The 24,348-nt window shown below is 70.4% G+C and carries 20 protein-coding genes and 1 tRNA gene; 14 read left to right on the plus strand and 7 right to left on the minus strand.

Going from position 1 to position 24,348, the window contains the following annotated elements; translation table 11 throughout:
* Positions 1–307: 307 nt before the first annotated feature.
* The 3 genes from ACIBCK_RS14155 (at position 308) to ACIBCK_RS14165 (ending at position 4,188) form a co-directional block, all read left to right on the plus strand.
* The gene (locus ACIBCK_RS14155; protein ID WP_399389973.1) at positions 308–1,924 is read left to right on the plus strand and encodes an MFS transporter; all 1,617 of its coding nucleotides are present in this window, start codon (positions 308–310) and stop codon (positions 1,922–1,924) included.
* Between the two features lie 123 nt (positions 1,925–2,047).
* Positions 2,048–2,548, plus strand: coding sequence for a DUF485 domain-containing protein (locus ACIBCK_RS14160; protein ID WP_399389975.1), 501 nt, complete (start codon positions 2,048–2,050; stop codon positions 2,546–2,548).
* A complete protein-coding gene (locus ACIBCK_RS14165) occupies positions 2,545–4,188 on the plus strand; it encodes a cation acetate symporter (RefSeq protein ID WP_399389977.1) in 1,644 nt (547 codons plus the stop codon). Before ACIBCK_RS14160 ends, ACIBCK_RS14165 begins: the two co-directional genes overlap by 4 nt.
* Before the next feature lie 56 nt (positions 4,189–4,244).
* On the opposite strand, the gene ACIBCK_RS14170 is transcribed toward ACIBCK_RS14165, so the two are convergent.
* The 3 genes from ACIBCK_RS14170 to ACIBCK_RS14180 form a co-directional block, all read right to left on the minus strand.
* Positions 4,245–5,129, minus strand: a complete 885-nt coding sequence (locus ACIBCK_RS14170) for a cellulose-binding protein (RefSeq protein WP_399389979.1) — start codon at positions 5,127–5,129, stop codon at positions 4,245–4,247.
* Between the two features lie 421 nt (positions 5,130–5,550).
* A complete protein-coding gene (locus ACIBCK_RS14175; RefSeq protein ID WP_399390671.1) occupies positions 5,551–8,289 on the minus strand; it encodes an SUKH-4 family immunity protein in 2,739 nt (912 codons plus the stop codon).
* A gap of 7 nt (positions 8,290–8,296) precedes the next feature.
* Complete coding sequence (locus tag ACIBCK_RS14180) at positions 8,297–9,283, minus strand: SMI1/KNR4 family protein (protein ID WP_399389981.1); 987 nt, start codon at positions 9,281–9,283, stop codon at positions 8,297–8,299.
* Positions 9,284–9,533: 250 nt separating this feature from the next.
* On the opposite strand from ACIBCK_RS14180, the gene ACIBCK_RS14185 reads away from it, so the two are divergent.
* A complete protein-coding gene (locus ACIBCK_RS14185) occupies positions 9,534–10,091 on the plus strand; it encodes a YwqJ-related putative deaminase (protein ID WP_399389983.1) in 558 nt (185 codons plus the stop codon).
* Between the two features lie 65 nt (positions 10,092–10,156).
* On the plus strand, positions 10,157–10,678 hold the full coding sequence (locus ACIBCK_RS14190; protein ID WP_399389985.1) for an SUKH-3 domain-containing protein: 522 nt from the start codon (positions 10,157–10,159) through the stop codon (positions 10,676–10,678).
* Positions 10,679–10,700: 22 nt separating this feature from the next.
* Here the strand turns inward: ACIBCK_RS14190 and ACIBCK_RS14195 are convergent, their stop codons facing one another.
* Positions 10,701–12,032, minus strand: a complete 1,332-nt coding sequence (locus ACIBCK_RS14195) for a sensor histidine kinase (protein WP_399389987.1) — start codon at positions 12,030–12,032, stop codon at positions 10,701–10,703.
* 167 nt (positions 12,033–12,199) lie between these two features.
* Here ACIBCK_RS14195 and ACIBCK_RS14200 point away from each other — a divergent pair, with 167 nt between their 5' ends.
* The 7 genes from ACIBCK_RS14200 (at position 12,200) to ACIBCK_RS14230 (ending at position 17,844) form a co-directional block, all read left to right on the plus strand.
* Entirely contained in the window at positions 12,200–13,060 is an 861-nt protein-coding gene (locus ACIBCK_RS14200) for a hypothetical protein (RefSeq protein ID WP_399389988.1), read from the plus strand.
* Positions 13,061–13,073: 13 nt separating this feature from the next.
* Positions 13,074–13,148: transfer RNA gene (locus ACIBCK_RS14205), tRNA-Gln, on the plus strand.
* 111 nt (positions 13,149–13,259) lie between these two features.
* A complete protein-coding gene (gene glmU / locus ACIBCK_RS14210; RefSeq protein ID WP_399389990.1) occupies positions 13,260–14,717 on the plus strand; it encodes a bifunctional UDP-N-acetylglucosamine diphosphorylase/glucosamine-1-phosphate N-acetyltransferase GlmU in 1,458 nt (485 codons plus the stop codon).
* Positions 14,718–14,852: 135 nt separating this feature from the next.
* On the plus strand, positions 14,853–15,830 hold the full coding sequence (locus ACIBCK_RS14215; protein ID WP_365821264.1) for a ribose-phosphate diphosphokinase: 978 nt from the start codon (positions 14,853–14,855) through the stop codon (positions 15,828–15,830).
* A gap of 195 nt (positions 15,831–16,025) precedes the next feature.
* The gene (locus ACIBCK_RS14220; protein ID WP_399389992.1) at positions 16,026–16,619 is read left to right on the plus strand and encodes a 50S ribosomal protein L25/general stress protein Ctc; all 594 of its coding nucleotides are present in this window, start codon (positions 16,026–16,028) and stop codon (positions 16,617–16,619) included.
* Between the two features lie 106 nt (positions 16,620–16,725).
* Positions 16,726–17,328: an aminoacyl-tRNA hydrolase gene (gene pth / locus ACIBCK_RS14225; protein WP_399389993.1), complete on the plus strand. Its 603-nt coding sequence runs from the start codon at positions 16,726–16,728 to the stop codon at positions 17,326–17,328.
* 54 nt (positions 17,329–17,382) lie between these two features.
* Positions 17,383–17,844 carry a hypothetical protein gene (locus ACIBCK_RS14230; protein WP_399389995.1) on the plus strand — a complete coding sequence of 154 codons (462 nt, stop codon included), beginning with the start codon at positions 17,383–17,385 and terminating at the stop codon, positions 17,842–17,844.
* A 179-nt stretch (positions 17,845–18,023) separates the two neighbouring features.
* On the opposite strand, the gene ppc is transcribed toward ACIBCK_RS14230, so the two are convergent.
* A complete protein-coding gene (gene ppc / locus ACIBCK_RS14235; protein ID WP_399389997.1) occupies positions 18,024–20,756 on the minus strand; it encodes a phosphoenolpyruvate carboxylase in 2,733 nt (910 codons plus the stop codon).
* Between the two features lie 289 nt (positions 20,757–21,045).
* Here ppc and ACIBCK_RS14240 point away from each other — a divergent pair, with 289 nt between their 5' ends.
* Positions 21,046–22,035, plus strand: coding sequence for an acyl-CoA desaturase (locus ACIBCK_RS14240; protein WP_399389999.1), 990 nt, complete (start codon positions 21,046–21,048; stop codon positions 22,033–22,035).
* The gene (locus ACIBCK_RS14245; RefSeq protein ID WP_363211715.1) at positions 22,032–22,718 is read left to right on the plus strand and encodes a TetR/AcrR family transcriptional regulator; all 687 of its coding nucleotides are present in this window, start codon (positions 22,032–22,034) and stop codon (positions 22,716–22,718) included. Before ACIBCK_RS14240 ends, ACIBCK_RS14245 begins: the two co-directional genes overlap by 4 nt.
* 204 nt (positions 22,719–22,922) lie before the next feature.
* On the opposite strand, the gene ACIBCK_RS14250 is transcribed toward ACIBCK_RS14245, so the two are convergent.
* Entirely contained in the window at positions 22,923–23,312 is a 390-nt protein-coding gene (locus ACIBCK_RS14250; RefSeq protein WP_399390000.1) for a VOC family protein, read from the minus strand.
* On the minus strand, positions 23,312–24,160 hold the full coding sequence (locus tag ACIBCK_RS14255) for a trans-aconitate 2-methyltransferase (RefSeq protein WP_399390002.1): 849 nt from the start codon (positions 24,158–24,160) through the stop codon (positions 23,312–23,314). The genes ACIBCK_RS14250 and ACIBCK_RS14255 overlap by 1 nt, the downstream gene beginning before the upstream one ends.
* Positions 24,161–24,348 lie beyond the last annotated feature (188 nt).

Consider the following 24,348-nt stretch of genomic DNA (forward strand, 5'->3'; position numbering starts at 1 on the left):
CCACCCCCGAAGGTGTGGCTTGTCCGACCCGAGCTCCTCCCCGAGTGCGCCACGAGGCGCCCCCCCTGCCCGCCCCCTCGGCATAAAGCCAATCTAAGAAGCGGCAGGGGCCTTCTCATCCTCCAGCGGTACGAACGCTCCCCGGTCCGTAGTACGGAGGTTCCCCTAGGGGTTCTCCACCCTTCGGTGGAGCCCTTCTCGGGGTCGCTCCTCCCTCCTGCCGACCGGGCACCGGCCCACCAGCCGGGATGCTCGGCACCCCTGCCCCGGACGCACATCGGGTGAGAAGGTGGCCGCAAGCAATTAGATGCAGGGGGAAGGAATCTCGGTGGGCGGCACAGGCGGCATACCTTCGGCCACGCAGGACACCCGGCGGCGCGGGCCCGTCGTGGCCGCCCTCATGCTCGCCATGGCGCTCGCCGCCCTCGACTCCACGATCGTCTCGACGGCCATCCCCCAGATCGTCGGCGACCTCGGCGGCTTCTCCGTCTTCTCCTGGCTCTTCTCCGGCTATCTGCTCGCCGTCACCGTCACCCTGCCCATCTACGGCAAGCTCTCCGACACCTTCGGCCGCAAGCCCGTCCTCATCGCGGGCAGTATCCTCTTCCTGATCGGCTCGGCCCTGTGCGCCGTGGCCTGGAACATGGCGGCGCTCATCGCCTTCCGCGTCGTCCAGGGCCTGGGCGGCGGCGCGCTCCAAGGGACGGTGCAGACCCTGGCCGCCGACCTCTACCCCCTCAAGGAACGCCCCAAGATCCAGGCCAAGTTGTCCACCGTATGGGCCGCCTCGTCGATCGCGGGACCCGCGCTCGGCGGTCTGATCGCCGCGTACGCCGACTGGCGCTGGATCTTCCTGATCAACCTGCCCATCGGGGCGGTGGCCCTCTGGCTGATCGTGCGCCACCTCCACGAGCCGCAGCGCGAGAAGGCGGCCCGCGGGCGCACCGACTGGGCCGGCGCGTTCACCGTCTTCGCCTGCGGCGGCGTCCTGCTCACCGCGCTCGTGCAGGGCGGCGTCGCCTGGGGCTGGCTCTCCGCGCCGTCGCTCGCGCTGTTCGCGGGCGGGCTGCTGCTCGCCGGGGCCGTCGTGGTCATCGAACGGCGCGCGGCGGAGCCGATCATCCCCGGCTGGGTCTGGCGCAGGCGCACCATCGCCGCGGTCAACCTCGCCCTGGGCGCGCTCGGCCTCCTGATGGTCGCGCCCACCGTCTTCCTGCCGACGTACGCCCAGTCCGTGCTCGGCCTCGCGCCGATCGCCGCCGGGTTCGTGCTCTCCGTGATGACCCTGAGCTGGCCGGTCTCCGCCGCCCTGAGCCAGCACGTCTACCGCAGGCTGGGCTTTCGCGACACGGCGCTCATCGGCATCAGCGGTGCCGCGCTCTTCCTCTTCGCGTTCCCCTTCCTGCCCTACCCGGGACAGGCCTGGCAGCCGGCCCTGCTCATGCTGCTTCTCGGCGCCGCGCTCGGCCTCTTCCAACTGCCGCTGATCGTCGGGGTGCAGTCCACCGTCGGCTGGTCCGAGCGCGGCACCGCCACCGCCTCCATCCTGTTCTGCCGCCAGATAGGCCAGACCCTGGGCGCCGCCCTCTTCGGCGCGGTCGCCAACGCGGTCCTCACCTCGCGGCTCGGCGGCGCGGGCTCCCTGGACTCGGTGGCGCATGCCCTGGAGAACACCGCGGACCCGGGCGCGGTCGCCGACCCCGAACGGCTGCGCCGCGCGGTCGACTCGGCGGTGGACACCGTGTACGTGGGGGCGGGGTGCGCGGCGGTGCTCGCACTCCTCGTACTGATGTTCCTGGCCCCCCGGCGGTTTCCGGTAATCGGGGCGGAAACCCCGGAGAACGGCGAGGTGGAAGGCCCGGAGAGCGGCGGAAAGGCCGAACTCGCCCCGCGCGAACGCCCCCTGAACAGACCGGCCGAATAGACCGACCAACCAGTATGGGCAAAACCCTTCGCGGCCGCGCTACTTACCAGTAGCGTGCTCGATCCTCACCTCTCGCTCCCTGCGGTCCCGCACCGGACCGACGCCGCGCAAGGAGAATCCGGGATGTCCTACCCTCACCCACCCCACGTCCCACCCCACAACTCCACCCCCACCTCCCCCTCGTACCCCACGTACCCCTCCTCCCCCTCGTCTCCCACGCACCCCTCCTCACCCTCCTCACCCTCCTCCCCTTCCTATCCCACCTACCCCTGGCAGCCCGTCGCGCCGCCGCCTCCCCCGCCGCCCCCACGTCTCCCCCGCCACCCCGCGCTCGGCCGCCACAGCGACCTGCGCCATCTGCGCAGCGCCTACCGCTGGCAGCGCCGCGTCGCCACCCTCACAGCCCTCGGCTACTTCACGCTCTTCCTGATCCTCTCCGCCTTCGCCCCCTCCCTCATGACGGACACGGTCTCCGGCGGACTCTCCACCGGCCTGCTGCTCGGCCTGTGCCAGGTGCCCGTCACCCTGCTCGCCATAGCGCTGTACGAGTTCACGGCCCGCCGCAGGGTCGACCCGCTGGCCGAACGGCTGCGCAAACTGGCGGAGTTGGAGGCCAACCGATGAGCCCCTCCACCCCACCGGTCAGCCCCGGCCTCACCCTGGCCACCGACTCAGCGCAGGCCATGTCCCTGGTGGCGTTCACCGCGGTCGTCACCCTCACCCTGCTCCTGTGCGTGATGACGGGCCCCGACCGCGACAACCTCGGCGAGTTCTACGGCGGTTACGGCGCCCTCTCGCCCCTGCGCAACGGCCTGGCCATCGCGGGCGACTACATCTCGGCGGCGACCGTACTCGGCACCGGCGGAATCATCGCGCTCCTCGGGTACGACGGTGTCGTCCTGGCCCTGAGCACAGCACTGTCCCTGATGCTCCTGATGTTCCTGCTCGCCGAACCCCTGCGCAACGCGGGCCAGTTCACCATGGGCGACGTACTGACACGCAGGATGCCCGGACGCGCCGTACGCATCACCGCGTGCGCGGCGACCCTGGCCGCACTGATCCCCCTCATGCTGGTGCAACTGGCGGGCGCGGGCGACCTTCTCTCCTTCATCCTCGGCTTCTCCGGCGAAGGCGTGAAGACGGGATGCGTCATCGCACTCGGCGCACTCATGATCAGCTACGCGGCGATCGGCGGCATGAAGGGCACCGCCCTCATCCAGATCCTGAAGATCGTCATGCTGCTCGGCTCCGGGGTGGTCATCGCCGCCCTGATCCTGCGCCGCTTCGACTGGGACCTCGGCGCGCTCCTCGCCGCCGCGGAGCAGGGCAGCGGGGTCGGCCCCGCCTTCCTCCAGTCCGGCCTCCAGTTCGCGGGCGGCCCCCACCCCCGCCTGGACATGATCAGTTCGGAACTCACCGTGGTCCTCGGCGGCGCCTGCCTCCCCCACGTGACGATGCGCATGTACACGGCCCGCAGCGCGCCCGAGATACGGCGCTCGATGTCCTGGGCGGTGTCGTCGGTGGCGCTGTTCGTCCTCATCATCACCATCGTCGGCTTCGGCACGACGGCGATGATCGGACGGGCCGCGATCGCACAGGCGGACCCGCAGGGCAACACGGCCTACCTCCTGGGCTCCAAGGCGGTGTTCGGCGCGAACGCCTCGACGTTCGAGACCCTCATCTTCACGACGGTCACCACGGCGATCTTCCTGACGCTGCTCGCCTCGGTCGCCGGAATGATCCTCGCCTGCGCCAACTCCCTGGCGCACGACGTCTTCGCGCACCTGCGTCTGCGCAAGGAACTCACCCCGCGCCGCGAGATGACCCTGGCCCGCGTCTCGGCCCTCGCCATCGGGGGCCTCGCGATCGTCCTGGCGGTCATGGTCCAGCACCACAACCTGCAACCCCTGGTCACACTGTCCTTCTGCCTGGGCGCGTCCGCCCTCGCCCCGGCTCTCGTCTACAGCCTCTTCTGGCGCCGCTACACCCGCAGGGGCCTCCTGTGGACCCTCATCGGCGGCACCCTCGGCTCGATCATCCTCATGACGGGCACCAACCTCGTCTCGGGCTCGCCCACTTCGGCGTTCCCGCACCACGACTTCAACTGGTTCCCCTTCACCACCACAGGCATCGCCTCCATCCCCCTCGGCTTCCTCCTGGGCTGGCTCGGCACGGTGTCATCGGGGCCGAGGGAGTCGGAGGAACAGCGCGGGAGGTACGAGGCGGTGGAGGGCTGGATTCTGGCGGGGGTGACGAGGAGGTAGATACTGCGGGGCAATCGGGTGGGTGGGCGGGAAAAGACCCGCCGCGAAGCGGCGGCCTAGGACACCCGCCCGGTCAGCGCAGCGAGACTGCTGCGCACATGCTCCATGTGCGCCCGCACCTCGTCCCACTCCTCCCCGTGCTCCCGCAGCATCCGCTCGGTGTCCCGCGCGATGCCCTCCTCCCGCACACCCGCGGCGGCGACCAGCTCCGCGCCCCGCGCCTCCGCGTCCTCCTGCCCGTGCCTCGCGGACTCCTCGGCCTCCGCGAAGGCCCGCTTGGCCTCGGACAGGCGGGCCTCGGCGGCGACCACGAGCGCAGCCTCCTCGGCCTCCGCCTCCGCTTCCCGCTCGGCGATCTCCCGCTCCGCGGCCTCCCGGCGCTCGGCGTGCTCCTTCTCCTGCTCCTCCAGGAGCGCGGCACTGCGCTGCCGCGTCTCCCGCAGTGCGGCAAGGGCCTCCCCCCGCCACTCCTTCACATCACGGCGGGCCGCGATCCGCGACTCGTCCGCGGCGGCGCGGCAGGCGAGCAGCCGCTGCCGGGCCCGTTCGTCGGCCTCGCCGAGGATCTCGTCGGCGTACGCGCGAGCGGCCTCACGGATCTCCCGCGCCTCCGTCTCGGCCGCCTCCGTCACGCTGCGCACGTCGGCCTGCGCCGACTCCCGTAGGGCCGCTGCCTCCGCCTCGCTCTGGGCGAGGATGCTGCGCGCGCGCTCGCTCAACGTCTCGTACGTCTGCGGGGCGAGCCGCGAGACCACGTCCCGCAGCCGCTCCGCCTCCGCCTCCATCTCCTTGGCGAGGACGGTGAGCCGGGCGGCACGTTCCCACGCGCCGTCGCGGTCCTGGGACAGATCGAGGGCGTACGCGTCCACCTGCTCGGGACGGTAGCCACGCCCCCGCACGACGACGAAGCCGTGCTCCTCCGCCGTTGAACCGCTGCTCATCCTTGAATCCCTCCTCCGACGCACCACGCGCGTATTACGCGATTGGCGCACATCTTGATGGATCAAGCGGAAGCGCTCATAACGCGACACTCCGCACATCTCATCCGCTCAAGGATGCGTTATTTCTTGCCAGAAGTCGGAATCGGGGGGTGCTGCTTCTCCCCAGCGCGGCGGGCACGGCGCTGACACCCGCACCAAGCCCGCCGCTTCGCGGCGATCTTTCCCGCCCACCCACCCGAGTACCCCGGGGTGCTCGGGTGGGTGGGTGGGAGAGATCCGCCGCGAAGCGGCGGCACAGGAACGGACCGCGGCGGCACAGGAACGGACCGCGGCGGCACAGGAACGGACCGCGGCGGCACAGGAACGAACGAGGCGCCCGACCCCGCACAGGGGTCGGGCGCCTCGTTCACCGCAGCGGGGGCTACAACAACCCGTCCCACATCTGCTCAAGGAGTACCGACCACCAGCTCTCCGGCGAAGCCAGCGCCGCCGGGTCCAGCGCCGCGAGCTGGCCCTGGAAGTCCACGGTCCAGCGGCCCGCCTGCTCCTGGTTCAACCCGTACCGCAGCCGCCACATGCGACCGAGCAACGCCAGGCAGCGCGCGAACTCCGGCAGACCCGTGTTCACGAACTGCGGCGGCACCGGCGCCCCGCCGGGACCGGCCTCCACCGGCACGGCGACGATGTTCGCCGTGCCGTACTGGACGCAGATCGCGCGGCCGAAGTCACTGCCCATGACGAGGTACGAACCGGCGTCCGACGCCGGCTGCACCCCACGCTCCTGCGCGGTCTCCGCGAGCGTCGGCACCGGACGGCCCGGCTGGGCCTGCGCCCAGAAGAACGGCCCGAAGTCGACCGGCAGACCCGCCACGACGAGCGTGTGCGCCACGAGGTCGGGCACGCCCTGCCGGGAGACCGCCCGCTGGTCGAAGCGGAAGATGCCGGGCCCGAACGCGCCCATCAGCTCCTGCGCCACACCCTCCGGCGGAATCGGCGGCGCGGGCTGCACCTGCGGCAGCGGCGCGCGCACCGGCGCGGGGCGCGCGGGGCCGTCCGCGACCTGGTGCAACTCGGCCTGGTGCGCGATCAGCTGCTGCATGCCACCCTGCCGGGACCCGTGGTCCCTGCCGTACGGGGCGATGCTCGTGATCCGCGCCTGCGGCCACGTCTCCCGGATCATGCGGGCGCAGTACGCGCCGGGCAGCTCGCAGGATTCCAGCTCCGTGTGGAGTTCGAGCACCTGCTGCGGCGGCACGTTCATACCGCGCAGCTCGTGCAGGATCTGCCACTCCGGGTGCGGGGTACCGGGCGCCGAGCGGCGGATGAGCTGCTGCTCGGAGCCGTCCTGCGCGCGGTAACGGAGCACGGCCTGGTAGCCGGGCCCGACGGTCGGCTGACCGGTGGGCGGCTGCGGATAGCCGTACGGCTGACCGGGCTGACCGGGAACGGGCTGCCCCGGCGCGGGCGGCGGCATGCCGGGAGCGCCAGGAGGAGGACCTGGAACGCCGGGAGCCTGCGGCGGCATGGGCGCACCCGGACCGCCGACAGCGGGCCCGGCCAGCATGGTCGCGGCGTGGTGGACACCACCGCCGGGAGCACCGGGAGCACCAGGACCCTGCGGGGGCTGCGGCGCACCAGGAGCCCCCGGAGCACCGGGCGGACCAGGAGGCTGCGGCGCACCCGGAGCACCAGGAGCACCCGGCGGCTTGATCCCGCCAGGACCACCCAAGCTCGGGTCCGCCAGCATCGTCGCCGCATGGTGCACCCCACCCGGAGGCGCACCCGGAGCACCGGGCGGACCAGGAGGCTGCGGCGCACCCGGAGCACCCGGAGCACCAGGAGCACCCGGCGGCTTGATCCCGCCAGGACCGCCCAAGCTCGGGTCCGCCAACATCGTCGCCGCGTGGTGCACCCCACCGGGAGGCGTACCCGGGGCGGCGGGCGGCTGCGGCGCACCCGGAGCCGCGGGCGGCTGAGGTCCGTCGGGGCCGAGCGAGGAGACGAGCTGCGTCGGGACGTAACCGCCCGCCGGGGTGCCCGGAGCACCGGGACCGGACGGCGGCGGCGGCGTACTGCCCGGCTGCACACCGGGAGTCCCCGGGGCACCGGGAGGCGGCGGCGTACTCGCGCCGCTGCCCCGCGCACCACGCGGCGGCGCCTGCGCCTTGCTGGTCGCGGCGTCGGCGATGTCCCCGGCACCGGGCGGCACCGCGCCGGGAGCGGCACCCTGCGGGTAGCCGTACGCGGAGGGGTCCGGCGCGCTCACGCCCGGAGGCGGCGGCATGTTCACCGCGGCACCCGCGGGCGGCGGCGGCAGATTCGGCCCCGGAGCGGCCGGAGGCAGCGGCAGGTTCGGACCGTCGAGCGCGGGCGCGACCGTCGTCGACGGCAGACCGCTGCCGCCGTGCATCAGCGCGGTCTTGGCCTCCGGCGCCACACCGGGCGGCGGAGCGTCGTCATCGTCACCGCCGACCAGCGGCGGCGCGAAGACCGTCGCGGGCGCCGGCACCGAACGGTCGTCGCCGGACTCCGCGTTGGTGTCCGTACCGGCCCACGGGGTGTCCCCGGCAGGCGCAGCCGACGCCCCGGCCGCGGGCCACGGCGTACCACCACCGGGCGCTTCGGGGGCGGCGGACGACGCGGCGGGGGCCACGGGGGCCTCGGGAGCCGAAGGTGCGACAGGTCCCGCAGGCGCGGCCTGCGCAGCCGACGCCGGCGTCCCTGCCGAACTGGCCGGACTCGCCGAACTCGCCGAACTCGCCGACTCCGCCCTGCGATCCGGAATGCCCAGCTTGTCCGCCGCCTCCTGGAGCCACTCCGGCGGGCTCAACAGGAACGACGTCTGATTCAGGTCCACCCGCTCCGGCGCAGCCGGCACCGCGTCCTCCGGCGCCACATCCGGGGCGCCGTACTCCTCCTCGTAACGGCGGATCACCTCACCGACCGGCAGACCCGGCCAGAGCGTGGCGTCGCCGCTGTCCCGCGCGATGACGAGACGCTGACGGCCGCCGTCGGACACCGGACCGTTCTCACGGTCCTCCGCCCACACGACGAAACCGAGCTCGAACTCCCGCACCCGCACCTCACGGTGCTGGTATCCGGGCACATCGCCGTTGATCCACTCCTCGGCGCGCTCCTGCGCCTGCGCGAAGGTCACCATCGACAAGTCACTCCCCCACCGGGACGGCGCGCGCGAAGCCACCGTCCACCATCAGGTTCGCCACGGTCTCCAACTCCGGCGGATTACCCGCGAGCCGGGACAAGAACGCGTCGAAGTCGTCACCGCACGGCAGCAGCAGCCGCTGCACACGCTCGGCCGGCGCCCAGCCGGCCGCCTCCGACACGTCCCGTGCGTCGTCGTACGCGCAGAACCACACCGACCCGATCCGGTCACCCTTGACCTTCACGGCGAGAATGCCGCCCTGCACGAAGCCGACTCCCAGGTAATCCTTGGTGAGATGGTCGCGCAGGCACTTGTTCACGTACACCAGGTCGTTGACCGCGGCCTCGTCCCGCACCGTGAAGAACGGCTGGTCGATCAGGAGACCGAGCTCCGCGTCCAGCGCCGTACCCACCGGCGCGCAGCCACCCGCCGCCTTCAGGAAGGAACGGTAGGCGCCGGGCAGCCGGTAACCCAGCTCCTCCTCGGCACCGAGGATCTCCTGCTCGGACACCGCCACCGCCGACTTCGGCAGCGCCAGATGCGCGGGACGGGTCTCCTGCAGCGGACGCGTACCCCTCTTGTTCTGGTCCACCGGCGTCGTCGCGAGCCCGCCGTGATGCCGCAGAAGCGCCTTCACCTCCACCGGCACCAGCTCAAGACGCCTGCCGCCCGGCACGTGGTGCCAGGTCCAGCCGTGCGGAGTCGCCACCGGCGGAATCGTGTCCCACAGATCATGATCCACCGCGGCCATCGCCGCGTTCGCGGAGACATAGTCCGTCAGGCGCAGCTCGTCGACGCCGAAACCCTCCGGAGGCTCGGCGATCTCGGCGGCCGCACGCGCGTAGGCCGAGAAGTCCGGAAAGCCGTGCTCGTCCACACGCACACCCCTGGGATGGCGCGTGGCCCGGACCGGATCCGGGAAGTGCACGACCTGCCCGGCATAGGCCGCGTTCGGCGGTGCGGCCTGCTGCCCCAGCCGACCTGTCGTCATGGCGGTTGCCCCCTGCGGCACTGTTAACGGTTCTGCGGATGTCGACAGCCTATGCGTAAGGACGACACCGGTCACCGGGCCTCCGGTTCCATGACCAGCAGCCACCGGACCGTCACCGTGAGCCGAAAGCCAGGCGTGTCGCGGTGCCCCAGCTTCCGCACCACCCGCCCCATTTGGCAGGCTGTCACCGCAACGCGGGGGCGTGGCACACGCGGTCACAGCCGCGAGTTGCGGGGAGGGAAGCACCACCATGCACACGGCACAGACCGGCACGAGCGGCCACACGACGGCCACGACGGCGCCCACAGCGACCACCGACAACCCCGGCGACACGGGAGATCCACGCGTCGGCTGGAGCAGCGCCACCGCGCACGCACCCATGCTGCGCCAGCGCCGCGACGGCATACTCCCCACCGTCGCCGCCGCACTCTCCGTCCGCGGCGCGACCCTCACCTGCACCGCGGGCCGCGGCGAGGAACCTCCCGCTCTGCACCCACTCGTACAGGACTTCCTCGACACCCTCACAAGCGGCCAGCGCGAACGCTTCACCGGCCGGTGCGCCGAAGCCATCCTCATCTCACGCCACCTCACGGCCGCCGACGGCAGCCGCTCCAAACGCGCGGCGCGAAAACCGATGACCAACGGCGAGGCCCGCAAGGCCCTCAAGCACGCCAAGCTCACCACCCGCCGCATCCGCGAGGACGGCGACCCCCTCCACGGCGGCTTCGCCCGCCCCTGCCGCTCCTGCACCGCCCTCACCGCGCACTTCGGCGTACGGATCGTGGAACCCGCGACCCCGGAATCCTGATCCCCACCACCGAACCGCGAACCCCACACCGCGAACCGCTACGAGGGCAGCCGCACATGTCACACATGCACACCGAACAGCACACCGACCACCCCACCACCCCCACAGCCGCATCCCCCCGCTTCCCCGTCCCCGTCGACGCCGCCCTGCGCGCGGCAGGCTGGACCCCCGGACGCTGGGACATAAAACAGGCCGAGATCTGGGCCGACGTCCTGCGCCGCCACACCTCACCCGCAGGACACCAGCACGCCGTCTTCCCCGCCGCCGTCGAGGCCTGGGCCGAATTCGGCGGACTGCACATCGCACCCCAGGGCCCCGGCCGCCACATAGCCCCCGCCACCGTGCACCTCGACCCCCTCTACGGCCTCCACCTCGCCCGCACCCTCGGCGACCTCGGCCGCGCCCTCGACACCCAGGTCTGCCCCATAGGAGAGGAGACCGAGACCCAGGCACTCCTCGCCATCGACGCCGAAGGCCGCGTCTACAGCCTCGACCACAGCGGCGACTGGTACCTCGGCTCCCACATCGACGAAGCCCTCGCCACCCTGGCATCCGGCACCCAGCCGGAACGCCTCAAGGCAGGCTGAGCGCGGACTGCCGCCACGAGAACTAGGCCGCGACGGCCGCCGCCGGCAACACCGCCGACACCCGGAAACCACCCGCATCCGTCGGACCCGACACAAAAACACCGCCCAACGCGGTGACCCGCTCCTTCATGCCCACCAGGCCATTGCCCCCACTCGGCAGCCGAGCATCCCCCGGACCCACCTCCGGCGGCGGCTCGTTCTCCACCTGCATCGCGATCTCCGCACCCCGATGCGCGAGCCGCACAAACGTCTTGGCGCCCGCCGCGTGCTTGTGCACGTTCGTCAACGCCTCCTGCACCACCCGGTACGCCGTCTGCTCGACGTCCGCCGCGTACGCACGGGACTCACCCTCCACGGACAGATCCACCACCATCCCCGCCGCACGGGACTGCCCCACCAACGCGTCGAGCTCCGCCAGACACGGCCCGTCCTCGTCCACCGCACGCGAGGCCGCAGCAGCCGCGGCGAACCCCACCGCCGCCAACGGCACCGCATCCGACACCGACCCGTGCCGACCCCCCGCCGCCGGCGTCGGCTCCCCCGTCCGCAGCACACCGAGCATCTCGCGCAACTCCGTCAGCGCCTGCCGCCCCATGTCCCCCACGAGCGCGGCATTCTTCACAGCCTTCTCAGGATCCTTCCGCGCCACAGCCTGCAACGCGGCAGCATGCACCACCATCAAACTCACCCGATGCGCGACGACATCATGCATCTCCCGCGCGATCCGGGTCCGCTCCTCGTTACGCGCCCACTCCGCCCGCTCCTCCGCCCGCTCGGCCAGCAGCTGCAACTCACCCTTCAGACTGTCCGCACGCTCCCGAAGACTCTCCATCAGCCGCCGCCGAGCCCCGACATACAGCCCGAGCAGAATCGGCGGCGCGGTCAGCCCGATCGACGTCGTGATCGCGATGAACGGTATGAACCCCTCCGCGAACCCCAGCTCCCCGCTCTCCATGTCCTGCCGGGTCCGCACCAGCGTCACGATGAGCGTCCCGAGCAACGACATCCCGGCAAGGGAACCGATGATCCGCCGCGGCAACTCAGAAGCGGCCAGCGTGTAAAGCCCGACCACGGTCAGGAAGATCCCCATCTGAGCGGGCGTGATCGCGATCGAAATGAGCACCACCGCGATCGGCCACCGCCGCCGCAACACCAGCGAAGCCCCCGCCAGCACCCCGAACGCGATCCCCACCCCCGTGGGAATCCCCGTGTCCCCCGCGAACGTGATCCCCTCGGCCCCGCACTCCGCCGCCGAGGCCAACGCAAGCCCCACATCCAGCACGGCACTACGCCGCCGCTCCCACCACCACGGCCCGCTCACGGCCGCGATGTGCTTCTCCCCCGTCGTGGTCATGCCTTCCAGCCTACGGGCGACAACCCCTCCTTTTCCGGCGAGTTTCCGGCTCCGTGATCGAACGCACGCGCTGTTCGATGCAAAACGAAACGGCCAGAAATCCCTCGAACTGTTGAATCGCTTCCCCTTTCCGACCGGACGTTCGCATTCCGGACGAGTGTTGCCGCATGACAGAGATCACGAGCAAGTACGCCGACTTCGAGGGGTTGCGGGAGCGGGCGGTCGCGCTGCGGCGGGAGGGGTTGAGCCGCCGCCAGATCCGCGACCGACTGCACGTCGACAACAACGACCTCCTGAACCGCCTCCTGGAGGGCGAGCCCCCTCCGGAGTGGACGAAGCGCCCGAACGCGAAGGACGACCTGAGGGCGCGGGCGCGGGAGCTGCGGGTCCAGGGACTCACGTACGACCAGATCCAGGTCGAGCTGGGCTGCTCGAAGAGTTCGATCTCACTGTGGGTACGGGATCTGCCCAAACCCGAGCGGCGGGACCCATCGGAGCAGGCGAAGCTGGCGGCACGGAAGCGGTGGGAGCACGAGTTGGCGGTGCGGGACGAGGAGCGGCAGCGTGTGAAGGAGGCCGCGCGCCAGCAGATGGCGAACATGTCGGAGCGCGAGCTCATGATGGCCGGAGTCGCTCTGTACTGGGCGGAAGGCACAAAGGACAAGCCTTACGACCGTCGCGAAAGCGTCACTTTCGTCAACAGTGACCCAGGCGTCATCCAGCTCTACCTGGCCTGGCTGAGACTGCTCGATGTCGTGCCCGAGCGCCTGCAGTACCGGGTCATGATCCACATGACGGCAGACGTAGAGGGCGCCGAGCAGTACTGGGCCGACCTCGTCGGTGTCGACGCTTCTTCGTTCCAGAGCACGACGATCAAGAAGCACAACCCGAGGACTGTCCGGAAGAACGTAGGCGAAAACTACCGGGGTTGCCTGGTCGTACGAGTCAGGCAAGGAGCCGATTTGTACCGTCGCATCGAGGGCTGGTGGTCTGGCATGGTGGTGGAGGCCGAGCGTCTGAACGCGTAGGCTGCGTCTGCCATCCCCTGTGGTGTAATTGGCAACACCCGGCACTTTGACTGCCGTATTCCAGGTTCGAGCCCTGGCGGGGGAGCCAACTTTCGGGTCCTGACCGCACGGTCAGGACCCGCCCTCATTTCCGCCCCCCATCCCCCCGGTATCCTGCGGATGTCCAATCCCCGCACATCCGAAGCCGAAGGGCATCCCCGTGAGCGCCAACTGCCCGGCAGCCGTCGTCGTCCTCGCAGCGGGTGAGGGCACCCGTATGAAGTCGGCCACCCCCAAGGTTCTGCACGAGATCTGCGGACGTTCCCTCATCGGGCACGTCCTCGAGGCCGCGTACGCGCTGAGCCCGGAGCGGCTCGTCACCGTCGTCGGGTTCGCCCGCGAACAGGTCGTCGGTCATCTCTCCGCCGTCGCCCCCGACGTACGCACCGCCTATCAGAGCGAGCAGAAGGGCACCGGCCACGCCGTCCGTATCGGCCTGGACGAGCTCGGCGGTTCCGTGGACGGGACCGTCATCGTCGTGTGCGGTGATACTCCGCTGCTGACCGGTGCGACTCTGCGGAAGCTGGCCGAGACGCACACCGGTGACGGCAACGCCGTCACCGTGCTGACCGCCGAGGTCCCGGACGCGACCGGTTACGGGCGGATCGTGCGGGACGGCGAGAGCGGCGCGGTGACCGGGATCGTGGAGCACAAGGACGCGACCGAGAAGCAGCGTCTGATCCGTGAGATCAACTCCGGTGTGTTCGCGTTCGACGGGCAGTTGCTCGCGAAGGCGCTGGGCAAGGTGCGTACGGACAACAGTCAGGGCGAGGAGTACCTGACCGATGTCCTGGGGATCCTGCGGGAGGCGGGGCATCGTGTGGGTGCGGCCGTCACCGGTGATCACGAGGAGATCGCGGGGATCAACAACCGTGTGCAACTGGCGCAGGCCCGCCGTACTTTGAACGACCGGCTGCTCACCGAGGCGATGCTGGCGGGTGTGACGGTGGTGGATCCGGCGTCGACGTGGATCGACGCGACGGTGACGTACGAGCAGGACGCGCTGGTGCATCCCGGCACGCAGCTGCACGGTGCCACGCATCTGGGCGAGGGTTCGGAGGTGGGGCCCAACACCCGTCTGACGAACACCAGGGTCGGTGCGGGTGCGCGGGTGGACAACACGGTGGCGTACGACTCGGAGGTCGGGGAGCAGGCGAGTGTCGGTCCGTACGCGTATCTGCGGCCGGGTACCCGGCTCGGTGTGAAGTCGAAGGCCGGCACGTTCGTGGAGATGAAGAACTCGAACATCGGTGAGGGTACGAAGGTGCCGCATCTGTCGTACGTGGGTGATGCGACGATCGGTGATTTCACCAACATCGGTGCTGCGAGCGTGTTTGTGAATTACGACGGTGAGGCGAAGCACCACACGACGGTGGGGTCGCACTGCAAGACCGGTTCGGACAACATGTTTGTGGCTCCTGTCACTGTTGGGGACGGTGCTTATACGGCGGCGGGTTCGGTCATCACGAAGGATGTTCCGGCGGGTTCGCTGGCCGTTGCCCGTGGGCAGCAGCGGAATATCGAGGGTTGGGTGGCGCGTAAGCGTCCGGGCAGTGCGGCTGCGAGGGCGGCGGAGGCGTCGTCCGGGGAGCCCGGGATTCCGGCAAGCGGAAGCTGACCGGAAACAGGTGCGTCGGACACGGCGTACCGTGATAGATGCACACCATTTCGGCCGCTCAGCGCATCGGACTGTGTTTTTTCCGAGGCGTGTGAGGACGGCAGCGGGAAGAACTCGTCTGAGGAGACTAGTGCTGTGACCGGGATCAAGACGACCGGCGAGAAGAAGTTGATGCTCTTCTCCGGCCGCGCCCACCCCGAGTTGGCCGAGGAGGTCGCACACAAGCTGGGTGTCGGCATCGTGCCGACGAAGGCTTTCGATTTCGCCAACGGTGAGATCTATGTGCGGTATCAGGAGTCGGCTCGTGGTGCGGACTGCTTCTTGATCCAGAGCCACACGGCTCCGATCAACAAGTGGATCATGGAGCAGTTGATCATGATCGACGCGCTGAAGCGCGCGTCGGCGCGCTCCATCACCGTGATCGTGCCGTTCTACGGGTACGCGCGTCAGGACAAGAAGCATCGCGGCCGTGAGCCGATCTCGGCCCGCATGGTGGCGGACCTGATGAAGACGGCGGGCGCGGACCGTATCCTCACGGTCGACCTGCACACGGACCAGATCCAGGGCTTCTTCGACGGCCCGGTCGACCACCTCTTCGCGCTGCCGGTCCTCGCGGACTACGTGGGCGCGAAGGTCGACCGTTCGAAGCTGACCGTGGTCTCCCCCGACGCCGGCCGCGTGCGGGTCGCCGACCGCTGGTGCGACCGTCTGGGTGCGCCGCTCGCGATCGTGCACAAGCGTCGTGACAAGGACGTCGCCAATCAGGTCACCGTGCACGAGGTCGTCGGTGACGTGGAGGGCCGCGTCTGTGTGCTGGTCGACGACATGATCGACACGGGTGGCACGATCTGTGCCGCCGCCGACGCGTTGTTCGCGCACGGTGCGGAGGACGTCATCGTGACGGCGACGCACGGTGTGCTGTCCGGTCCGGCCGCGGACCGTCTGAAGAACTCCAAGGTGAGCGAGTTCGTGTTCACGGACACGCTGCCCGACCCGGGCGACCTGGAGCTCGACAAGATCACGGTGCTCTCGATCGCGCCGACCATCGCGAACGCGGTGCGTGAGGTCTTCGAGGACGGTTCGGTGACGAGCCTCTTCGACGAGCAGGCGTAACCGCCGCGGGCTCACTGAAGATCGATTTCTGGGGCGGCCTCCCCGCCGGGTAGACTCACGGAGTTGCTCGGCGAGGGAGGCCGTACTCATTGCAGTACGGCGGTCCGTTATCGACGCGCTCTTCGTAGCAGGCCAGTAAGTCGTGGCCGGGTGACCGATTCTGTTCCGTCACCGCTTTTTATACGAGGAGTGCACATGTCCGAGGTGAAGATCTCCGCCGAGGTCCGCAGCGAGTTCGGCAAGGGTGCCGCCCGCCGTCTGCGTCGCGCCGACAAGCTGCCCGCCGTTGTCTACGGCCACGGTGCCGACCCGATGCACATCACGCTGCCGCACCACGGCACGCTGATGGCGCTCAAGACCCCGAACGTCCTGATCAACCTGGACATCGACGGCAAGAGCCAGCTGGTCATCCCGAAGGCCGTGCAGCGTGACGCCGTGCGCATCGGCATCCTCGAGCACGTCGACCTCCTCCTTGTCCGCAAGGGCGAGAAGGTCAACGTCGACATCTACGTCCACACCGAGGGTGAGCTCGCCCCGGGTGGCAACCTGCTCGAGCACGTGCTGAACGCGCTGCCCGTCGAGGCCGAGGCCACGCACATCCCGGAGTCGGTCACCGTCTCCATCGCCGGTCTCGAGGCCGGTGCGACCGTCCTCGCCAAGGACATCACGCTGCCCAAGGGCACGACCCTGGCCGTCGACGAGGACACCGTCGTCCTGCAGGTCCTGGCCGCGCAGGCCGAGGAGGCCGCTGCCGAGACCGAGGGTGAGGGTGAAGCCGCCGAGGCCTGAGCCTCGACAGCGTTCGCTTGAGCTCGACTGAGTTCGACCGAGTTCGACTCTGCCAACCGCCGCTCCGCGCTCCTGCGCGGGGCGGCGGTTGGGCTATGAAGGAGACATGCAGATGACGACGGACCCCGGCGCGCCCTGGCTGATCGTGGGTCTGGGCAATCCAGGCCCTGGGTACGCCATGAACCGGCACAACGTGGGCTTCATGGTGGCCGATCTGCTCGCGGAGCGGATCGGTGGCTCGTTCAAGCGCAGCGGGCGTGCGCAGGCGCAGGTGTTGGAGGGCCGGATCGGTCCCGCGGGTCCGGGGAGCCGCCGGGTGGTCCTGGCGAAGCCGATGTCGTACATGAACGTGTCGGGTGGTCCGGTGACGGCGCTGCGTGATTTCTACAAGGTCCCGACGGCGAACATCGTGGCGGTCCACGACGAGCTGGACATCGATTACGGGACGCTGCGGCTGAAGCTGGGTGGCGGCGACAACGGCCACAACGGTCTGAAGTCGATGACGAAGGCGATGGGCCCGGACTACCACCGGGTGCGGTTCGGGATCGGGCGTCCGCCGGGGCGGATGCAGGTGGCGGACTTCGTCCTGAAGGACTTCGGGTCGGCGGAGCGCAAGGAGCTCGGTTACTTCGTGGACCGGGCCGCGGATGCCGCGGAGGCTCTGGTGATCGAGGGCCTTGAGCGGGCGCAGAGTTCGTACAACTCCTGAGCGGTGCCCCGGGACGGTTGACTGAGCGCATGCCCATGGCCAAGGATCGCCGCCATGAACGCGCTGCTTCTCCTCCGCCGGACGGCGATGGGCGCGCTCGCGGTGCTGTTGCTCGTCGCGGGTTTCTGGGCGTCCTGGGGCACGGCGCAGCACGTGATGCTCACCGACGACCGTGAGCGGGGCACGATGCGGGTGACGCGGTGCTCCTCCGACGACTGCTTCGGGTCCTACGTCTCCTCGACCGCCGGTTTCCCCTCACGCGAGAAGGTCGTGATCGACCGCTCGATCGCGGAGAAGAAGGGGTCGCGAATCCCGGTGGCCGTGAAGCCCGGCACCGACGAGGTCGTCCGCACGGGTGGCCCCGGGTTCCTCCACGCGTGGCTGCCGCTGGGCGGCGCGCTGCTGCTGGCCTCGGTGGTGGTGGCGGGGGGTCTGCGCCTGCCCCGCACGGCATGGTCCCTGGCGTTGGCGGGCACGGCCCTCTTGACGGCGTCCTTCGCCACGCTGGCGTTCTGAGCCGACGCGGGGCAATCGGGCAGGTGCGTGCGGAGCATCCGTCGCGTGAAGCGGCGGGCCACCGGGTTCGGTTCCGGCTCGATGCCGGGTGAACGGGTGGGTGGGCGGGAGACGTCCGCCGCGAAGCGGCGGGACAGGGGCGCCCAGCGAGTCGAGCAAGGCGCCCCCGCCAGGAGAAATCAGCCGGTGTTGCGCAGGCCCGCGGCCACGCCGTTGACCGTGAGGAGAAGGGCTCGGCCCAGCAAGGGGTCCGGGTCCTCGCCCGCGGCTGCCGCGTCCCGCTGGCGCTTCAGGAGGGCGACCTGGAGGTACGAGATCGGGTCCAGGTACGCGTCACGGATGCCGAAGGTCTGCTGGAGCTCCGGCTGGGAGCCGAGCAGTTCCTCGCCGCCGGTGATCCGCAGGACTTCCTGGACCGTCAGCGCGTGCTCGGCCTCGATCACGTCGAAGACGTGCTTCAGCTCGTCGGGGACGAGCGTGTCCACATAGTGGCGGGCGATCCGCAGGTCCGTCTTCGCGAGCGTCATCTCGACGTTCGAGAGGAAGTTGCGGAAGAAGTGCCAGTGCTCGTGCATCTCGCCGAGGACAGCGTCCAGACCGGCTTCCCGCAGCGCCTTGAGACCCGATCCGACCCCGAACCAGCCCGGCACGATCTGCCGCGACTGCGTCCAGCCGAAGACCCACGGGATGGCGCGCAGGCCGTCGAGGGAGACGCCCGAGCCGGGGCGGCGGGAGGGCCGCGAGCCCAAGTGGAGCTCGGCGAGCTGGTCCACCGGCGTCGACGCGAGGAAGTACGTCGGCAGGTCCGGGTCCTCGACGAGCTTGCGGTAGGCGGTGTGGGCCGCGTCCGAGACGACGTCCATCGCCGCGTCCCAGCGGGCGAGCGCCTCGTCCGACTGGCGGGGAGCCGTGTGCAGGGCGGAGGCCTGCAGCGTCGCGGCGACCGTCAGTTCGAGGTTCTCCCTGGCCAGGGACGGCACCAGGTACTTGTCGGAGATGACCTCGCCCTGCTCGGTCACCTTGATCTCGCCCTCCAGCGTGCCCCACGGCTGCGCGAGGATCGCGTCGTGCGAGGGGCCGCCGCCACGGCCGACGGTGCCACCGCGGCCGTGGAAGAGCCGCAGGCGCACGCCGTAGCGGTGCGCGACGTCACGGAGCCTGCGCTGGGCCCGGTGGATCTCCCACTGCGAGGTGGTGATGCCGCCGAACTTGGAGGAGTCCGAGTAGCCGAGCATGACCTCCTGGACGTCGCCCCGCAGCGCGACGAGCCTGCGGTAGGAGGGGTCGGCGAGCATCTCGTCGAGGATGACGTCGGCGGCGCGCAGCTCGTCCGTCGTCTCCAGGAGCGGCACGATGCCGATCTTCGCCCAGCCGGCGTGCAGGTCGATGAGCCCGGCCTCGCGCGCGAGGACGGCCGCGGCGAACACGTCGTCCGCGCCCTGGCACATCGAGATGATGTAGGACTCGATGACCTCGGGTCCGAAGACCTGCAGGGCCTTCTTGACGGTGAGGAAGACGCCGAGGGTCTTCTCACCGGCGGCGTCCAGCGGGGCCGGCTGCGGGCCGAGCGGCCTGCGGGAGCGCAGCTCCTTGGCGAGCAGCTTCTGCCGGTACTCGCGCGGCATGTCCACGTAGCGCCAGGACTCCTCGCCCAGGCGGTCGAAGAGCTGGCCGAGCGCGTGGTGGTGGGCGTCGGCGTGCTCCCGTACGTCCATGGTGGCGAGCTGGAGGCCGAACGCGGCGAGCGTACGGATCGTGCGGTTCATCCGGCCGTCGGCGAACAGGGCGCCCTTGTGCGCGCGCAGCGACGTCTGGACCAGGGTGAGGTCGTGGATCAGCTCACCGGTGCCGAGGTAGTCGCGGCCGTCCACGTGGGCCGTGCCGCGGGCCAGGCGCTCCTTGGTGTTCTCCAGCTTCTGCCGGATGCAGGTGGCCTTGAGGCGGTAGGGCTCCTCGGCGTTCAGCCGCTTGTAGCGGGGGCTGATCTCGGGCAGCCGCTCCAGGTCGAGCTGGAGGGACGACTTCAGCTCTTCGGTGGCTCCGGTGTAGCGGATGGAGTTGGAGAGGAAGCCGCGCAGCTCGTCGACGAGGGCGAGGGCGTCGTTGATGCCGTGCTCGTGCTGGAGGATCAGGACGTCCCAGGTGACGGCGGGCGTCACGTTCGGGTTGCCGTCGCGGTCGCCGCCGATCCAGGTGCCGAAGGTGAGCGGCCGGGTGCCCTCGGGCAGCTGGACGCCGACGCGCTCCAGCTCGGCGGTGAGGTCCTCCAGTACGTCCCCGACGGCGCCGGCGTGCAGCTCGTCCAGGTAGTAGATGGCGTTACGGGCCTCGTCCGCGGGTTCGGGACGCACGACGCGCAGTTCGTCGGTCTGCCACACCAGGTCGATGCTCTCGGCCAGGCGGGTGTCGTGGCGGCGCCGGTCGGACTCGATGACCGGGGTCTCCAGGAGCTCGGCGATGCGGCGCAGCTTGTTGAGTACGGAGCGGCGGGCGGCCTCGGTGGGGTGCGCGGTGAAGACGGGGCGCACGTTCAGGTGCTGCACGGTCTGGCGCAGGTGCTCGGGGTCGGCGTCCTTGAGCCGGTCCGCGGTGCGGGACAGGAGTCCGCCCTCGGCGGCTCGGCGGGCGCGCAGCTCGCGTCCGCGGTGGACCTGCTCGGTCACGTTCGCCAGGTGGAAGTACGTGGAGAAGGCGCGGACCAGCTTGGCCGCGGTCTCCAGTTCGGTGCCACCGAGCAGGCGCGCGGCGGCCTCGCCGTCCTCACGGGTCAGGCGGCGGACCTTCTCGACCAGTTCGAGGAGCTCTGAGCCCTCCTGACGTACGAGGGTCTCGCCCAGCAGATCGCCGAGTCGGCGGATGTCGGCGCGCAGCTCGGTGCTGGCTGTGGTGGTCTGGTCGTCGGCACTGCTCACAGGTGCGGCTCCTTGCAGTGTTGAAGCACGTCAGGTCTGGGAGGGGCCCCGGTCGGATATGAATCCGTGTTCCGGGGGAACTAGAGAGAGCGGACCGCGCTGTCCGACCGTTTCCAAGGATAGGTGTCACATTGCGGCACGGACTCGCGGCCTCTTACCGCCGGGTTCCGCGCTGCCATACTTACGTCGCCGTAGGTTACGGGACCGTAGATAGCGCGGGTCCCGTGATCGTGTGCCCGCCGCACGCGCGCCGTGACCCTCAACCCTCGACCCCACAGGGGACGTGCCCATGACCACATCTTCCGATGCGTATTCCGACACCGATGTGATCGAAGACGCTTCACTCTCCTCCGCCCCCTCCGCGACGCTGGGCGGTGAGCAGAAGCGGTCCGTGGAGCAGCTCGCGCTGCTGCTCTTCATCACCGTCCCGTTCCTCGCCCTGGTCGCGGCGGTGCCGCTGGCCTGGGGCTGGGGCGTGAGCTGGCTGGATCTCGGCCTGCTGGTGTTCATGTACTACCTGGGCTGCCACGGCATCACCATCGGCTTCCACCGCTACTTCACGCATGGCTCCTTCAAGGCGAAGCGTCCGCTGCGGATCGCGCTGGCCGTGGCGGGGTCGATGGCGGTGGAGGGTCCGCTGGTGCGCTGGGTGGCGGACCACCGCAAGCATCACAAGTTCTCCGACGCGGAGGGCGACCCGCACTCCCCGTGGCGCTTCGGCGAGACGCTGCCGGCTCTGATGAAGGGCCTGTGGTGGGCGCACATCGGCTGGATGTTCGATGAGGAGCAGACGTCGCAGGAGAAGTACGCCCCGGACCTGATCAAGGACCCGGCGCTGCGCCGGATCTCCCGCCAGTTCCTCCTCTGGACGATCGTTTCCCTTGCGATCCCGCCGCTGGTCGGTGGCCTGGTGACGATGTCGTGGTGGGGCGCTTTCACGGCGTTCTTCTGGGGGTCGTTGGTGCGGGTCGCGCTGCTGCACCACGTGACGTGGTCGATCAACTCGATCTGCCACGCGGTGGGCAAGCGTCCCTTCAAGTCGCGTGACCGTTCGGGCAACGTGTGGTGGCTCGCGGTCCTGTCCTGCGGTGAGTCCTGGCACAACCTCCACCATGCCGATCCGACGTCGGCGCGGCACGGTGTGCTCAAGGGCCAGATCGACTCGTCGGCCCGGATCATCCGCTGGTGCGAGCAGCTGGGGTGGGCGACGGATGTGCGCTGGCCCTCGGAGTCCCGTATCGACTCCCGCCGGAAGCAGACCACCGTCGGCCCGGCATGATTGACGACGTGGCGACCGACTCCAGCAATTCCAGCCCCTCCAGCAAAGAGAAGCAGCCCCGGCGTGCGCGCCGGACCCGGATGACGGGTGCCGAGCGCCGGGAGCAGTTGCTGGACATCGGCCGCACGCTCTTCGCCGCCAAGGGCTTCGAGGGCACGTCGGTGGAGGAGATCGCGGCGAAGGCCGGGGTCTCCAAGCCTGTCGTGTACGAGCACTTCGGCGGCAAGGAGGGGCTGTACGCGGTGGTGGTGGACCGTGAGATGCGGGCGCTGCTTGACGGGGTGACGGGGGCGTTGACGGCGGGGCATCCGCGCGAGCTCCTGGAGCAGGCGGCGTTCGCCCTCCTGGACTACATCGAGACGTACACGGACGGCTTCCGCATCCTGGTCCGTGACTCGCCGGTCGCGCAGTCGACCGGCACGTTCGCGTCGCTCATCTCGGACATCGCGACGCAGGTGGAGGACATCCTGGGCCAGGAGTTCAAGACGCGGGGCTTCGACCAGAAACTGGCTCCCCTCTATGCCCAGGCGCTGGTGGGCATGGTCGCGCTGACGGGCCAGTGGTGGCTGGACGTGCGCAAGCCGAAGAAGGCGGAGGTGGCGGCGCACCTGGTGAACCTGGCCTGGCACGGCCTGGACGGCCTCGAGCCGAAGCCGCGGCTGATAGGCCACAGGAAGAGTTAACGCTGCGGGGTCGCTGCGCTTGGCGGGGCTGAGCTGCTCCCTCCCGGCGCGGGCTCCCTCCCGGCGAGGGCTTCGCCCGGAGCCCTGCGGTGCGCTCCCCCACCAAGACCGCCGCTCCGCGGCGGATCTCTCCCACCCACCCACCCGATCGCCGAGGCTCTAGCGAGCCGGCCGACAAGCAAACATCCGCCGCGGAGCGGCGGTTCAGGTGTCCTGGGGCGGGCCCCCCGCCCCCACCCCCCGCTCAAGGAACTCCAGCCGGTTGCCCACCGGGTCGTCGGCGTAGAAGCGGCGGTGGCCCGGCAGGGCGTTGTCCCAGGTGACGGGGACGCCCCGGGCGGCGAGGCGGTTGGCGTACGCGGTGATGTTCCGTACCCGCAGCCCTGGGTGCGCCTTGCGCGCGGGGCGGAAGTCGGCCTCGATGCCGAGGTGCAACTGCACGGCCCCGGCCAGGAACCAGCAGCCGCCCCGCCCAGCGAGCGCAGGCGGCTTGGGAATCTCCGCCATGCCGAGCACGTCCCCGTAGAAGCCCCGCAGCGCGGGCTCGCTGCCGGGCGGGGCCGCCAGCTGGACGTGGTCGACGGCCACCAGCATCAGGCCCCGCCCTCCCGCCGGGCCACCGCGAACACCCTGCGGAAGGGGAAGACCGTGCCGCCCGGCCCCGCCGGGTACGCCTTGCGCAGCAGCTCCCCGTACTCGGAGAGGAACGCCGACCTCGCCTCCGCGTCGTCCGCCAGCACCGTGAGCACCGGCCGCAGGCCCGTCCCCTTCACCCAGTCAAGGACCGGGTCCTGCCCCTCCAGGAGGTGGAGGTAGGTCGTCTCCCACGCGTCGACCTCGCACCCCAGCGGGACGAGCCGCTCCAGGTAGGCCGTCGGCGAGAGCACCGCGTCCGCGTGGCGCAGCCGCCCGCCGAGCCACTCCCGCCACCGCTCGGACTCGCTCAGCTCCCGCATCAGGACGTGGCTCGGGGCGTCGAAGTTGCCGGGGACCTGGAAGGCGAACGAGCCGCCGGGGGTCAGCGCCGCGATCCAGGCGGGGAAGGAGTCCGGGTGGCCCGGCACCCACTGGAGGGTCGCGTTGGAGAAGATCAGGTCGTACGTCCCCTCGGGCGGCGCCCAGTCACCGGCGTCCACCGCGGCGAAGTCGAGGCGCCCGCCACCGGCCGTGGGGCCCGCGAGGCGCTCCGCCTGTTCCAGCATCTGGGGCGAGTTGTCGTAGCCGGTGATGTGCGCCGTCGGCCAGCGTTCGGCGAGGAGCCGGGTGACGTTGCCGGGCCCGCAGCCCAGGTCCGCGACGCGCGGCGGACGGCCGCCGGTGGCGGGGAGTTCGGGGACGCGGGCCAGCAGGTCCACGAAGGGGCGGGCCCGGTGCCCGGAGTGGCGCAGGTACTGGCCCGGGTCCCAGGTGGGGGCGGGGCTGCTGCTGCGGGCTGCGGACATGAATGAGCCTCCTCGGATCGCGGCAAGGACCTCGGCGCCGCACTGCCATCGCGCAGGCACCGTACGGGCTTCGTACTGCCGTCGCGCAGGCACCGTACGGGCGCACGGGCTTCGTACTGCCTTCGCGCACGCGTCGTACGGGCGTCACATCGCCTTCGTACCGGCGCCATACGCACGTCGTAACCCCA

Origin of the sequence: Streptomyces sp. NPDC051218, assembly GCF_044455475.1 — a bacterium.
Classification (GTDB): Bacteria; Actinomycetota; Actinomycetes; order Streptomycetales; family Streptomycetaceae; genus Streptomyces.